The 2,911-nt window shown below is 70.2% G+C and carries 3 protein-coding genes; 1 reads left to right on the forward strand and 2 read right to left on the reverse strand.

Annotation, left to right across the window (positions count from 1 at the left end; all coding sequences use genetic code 11):
- The first annotated feature begins 323 nt into the window (after nucleotides 1-323).
- Complete coding sequence (gene sodN / locus FOE67_RS21575) at nucleotides 324-719, forward strand: superoxide dismutase, Ni (protein ID WP_182666502.1); 396 nt, start codon at nucleotides 324-326, stop codon at nucleotides 717-719.
- Between the two features lie 366 nt (nucleotides 720-1,085).
- Here sodN and FOE67_RS21580 read toward each other — a convergent pair whose 3' ends face one another.
- Both FOE67_RS21580 and FOE67_RS21585 read right to left on the reverse strand, forming a co-directional pair.
- The gene (locus FOE67_RS21580; protein ID WP_182666503.1) at nucleotides 1,086-2,180 is read right to left on the reverse strand and encodes an endonuclease NucS domain-containing protein; all 1,095 of its coding nucleotides are present in this window, start codon (nucleotides 2,178-2,180) and stop codon (nucleotides 1,086-1,088) included.
- 153 nt (nucleotides 2,181-2,333) lie between these two features.
- The coding region (locus tag FOE67_RS21585) for an NAD(P)-dependent alcohol dehydrogenase (RefSeq protein ID WP_182666504.1) at nucleotides 2,334-2,911 on the reverse strand (578 nt) is incomplete at its 5' end.

Genomic DNA, 2,911 nt, shown 5'->3' on the forward strand with positions numbered 1-2,911 from the left:
CCGCGTCCCGGTCCCCGCCTCCGCTCACCGCCGTCACCCCTCGTCCGCCCGTCCCGTCGTACGTGAACACGTGAACACGTCGCCCCGGCGTCGCTCGCGCCCCCTCGACCCCGGGGCACCTCCCGTCGCCGGGCACCGTCGGTCGCGACCGTACCCCGCGCCCAGGGTCGGGACCGGTCCCGACCCACCCGGGTCCGGGGGCCTCGGACTTTGGACCGATCCGGCGGAACGCGCCGGGCCCGGACGGGAAATGCGCCGCCGCACGGAGTAACCTCCCACCTGAGAAGACGATCACGACGATCACGAGGAAGGGAAGGACGCCCATGCTCTCCCGTCTCTTCGCCCGCACGGTCGAGGTCAGCGCCCACTGCGACCTGCCCTGCGGCGTGTACGACCCCGCCCAGGCCCGTATCGAGGCCGAGTCCGTCAAGGCCATCCAGGAGAAGTACCAGGCCAACGACGACCCGCACTACCGGGCCCGCGCCACCACCATCAAGGAGGAGCGCGCCGAGCTGGCCAAGCACCACGTCTCCGTGCTGTGGAGCGACTACTTCAAGCCCCCGCACTTCGAGAAGTACCCGGAGCTGCACCAGCTGGTGAACGACACCCTCAAGGCCCTCAGCGCCGCCAAGGGGTCCACCGACCCGGCCACCGGCCAGAAGGCGCTGGACTACATCGCCCAGATCGACAAGATCTTCTGGGAGACCAAGCAGGGCTGAGTCCCGCGACGCGACCCGCACGCTTCGACCGCGGGTCACGAGCACCACGACGGCGCCCGACCCCACCCGGGTCGGGCGCCGATCCGTCTCTCGCCCCTCCCCGGGAGACGAGCGGGAGATGGTCTCGCGCTGCTTCCCCCCTCCCGCCTTCGCCGCGCCGGCACCGCCGCCCGCCCGCGCATCGCCGGGCATCGGCCACAGACCGAGTCATGTCCTCCCGTAGGTGTCACCGCACGCCACCGCCCCGGCGTGCCACCGGGGCACCGAGCAGAGCCGAACCCCGCGACCGCACAGGGTGCCCGGCTCCCACCGGGATCGAGGCCGGGGCGGTGGCGTGCGCCGGGAAGCGAAAAGGGTGCCCCCGGCTCAGCCGGTCCCGAAAGCCCGGGATACCTCGTCGATCGTGAAACGAGCCCTGAGCTTGCACGCGGAGTTCTGGTTGGCGAAGAAGCCCGTCCGCCATACAGCCGCCGTGCGGGGGACGGTCCGTTCCCAGGTCACCGGAACGACCCACTCCCTGCGGTCCTCCGCCCCGGTCTCCCCGCCTTCGTGTCGATATCCCGCATCCAACCGCAAGTCCGCCAACCGCTTCACCTCACCGTCCACAGTCACCGTGGCCTCCTCGAAAGGACGCGCCTCTCCCGTGACCGTGCCGATGCCCACATAACCCGATTTCGGAATATGGGTGAAGATCCTGGCCCCGGTGGGCAGGGATCGCAGCGTGCGTGAGAACCACTCCCCACCCCCGGCCGACACGAAGCCGTACCGGCGAGCGTCCTCCCACGCCCGGGTACCCGGTTCCTCCCCGAAAGAGACGAACCAGTCCGTGCCGTTCCACGGCTCACGCTTCTCCCCCGTCGCCGTCCCCATTCCCTGAGCCACCAGATCGGGCTCCTCGACCAGCCAGGTACGCGCGAGGTAGGAACGGCCCCCGTCCTCGAAGTACCGGAAGAACAACACGTTGATCGGTACCCGATAGCCGGCCAGGTAGGTGACGATCCGTTCGGTGGCAGCGTCCATCTCACTCGCCACGACGGTCAGCGTGTGGGAGGTGTTGAGCGTTTCGGGCGGACCGTATCCGAACCGTTGGGCGAATGCCTCGTCCAACTCCTCCGGCTTACCCCCCTGACGTGCGTAGGAAGCGTAAACGGCTCGGATTCGCTCGTTGGTGAGGTCCTGGACCCACGAACCGTAGTCCAACGCCTGTGCCACCACGTCCCGGGGCGTACGATCCCGCTTGAGTTCCAGGACGTGCAGACCTCCCTCGGCGTCCATACCGAGCAGGTCGATGAACTTGCCGTGATCGGTGGGGACCTGACGTCCGATGAGAAGGAGAGGACTCCCGAGAATGCCGGGGTCCGTCTCGATCAACTCCTCCAGACGCTCCTCGCTCGGCATACGGGAGGTCCCGATCCTCACCGGTGCGCCGTCCACTCGCCACAAACCGAACTCCACCGGCATCCCTGCTCCTTCCACCACGACCGCTACGGCCGGACCGGATTCCCGGTGAAGCAAAGCACGACGGTGCCGGGGACGACGAGGGCGAGGGGAGAGCCCCGCCGCGTCCCTCTGCGGAGGGCGGCACCCGAGCGCCCGAAACGGGGCGGGAACGGGTCACACCGTGACGACGACCTTGCCCAGGGCGTGGCCGGTACCGAGGTACCTCAGCGCCTCGGCGGTTTCGGCCAGGGGGTGGGACCGTCCGATGACCGGGGTGACCTTCCCCGCCTCGATGAGGCCGGTCAGGTACTCCAGGTCCTCCACCCGGTCCACGGCGACCAGCCCGCCCAATCGCTGTCGGGTCAGCGGCGAGAGCATCGCGGCGCGCAGGGGGCGATCGAGCCCCCCGAGCCACTTCCCTCCCGTCTCGGCCCCGACGATGACCAGCCGCCCCCGGGGCGCCAGGACCCGACGGAGCCGACGGATCGGGCGGTGGCCCGCCGCGTCGAGGATGACGTCGTACCGCCGGGTGCCGTCGGTGAAGTCCTCGCGGGTGTAGTCGATGACGTGGTCGGCGCCGAGCGAGCGGACCGTGTCCGCCTTGGTCGGGCCGCAGACGGCGGTGACCTCCGCCCCGAAGGCCTTGGCGAGTTGCACGGCGAAGGTGCCCACCCCTCCCCCGGCCCCGGTGATCGCCACGTGCCGGCCCTCGCCCAATCCGCCCTTGTCGCGGAGGCCCTGCAGGGCGGTGG

Source organism: Streptomyces calidiresistens (assembly GCF_014141525.1).
Lineage (GTDB): Bacteria > Actinomycetota > Actinomycetes > Streptomycetales > Streptomycetaceae > Streptomyces > Streptomyces calidiresistens.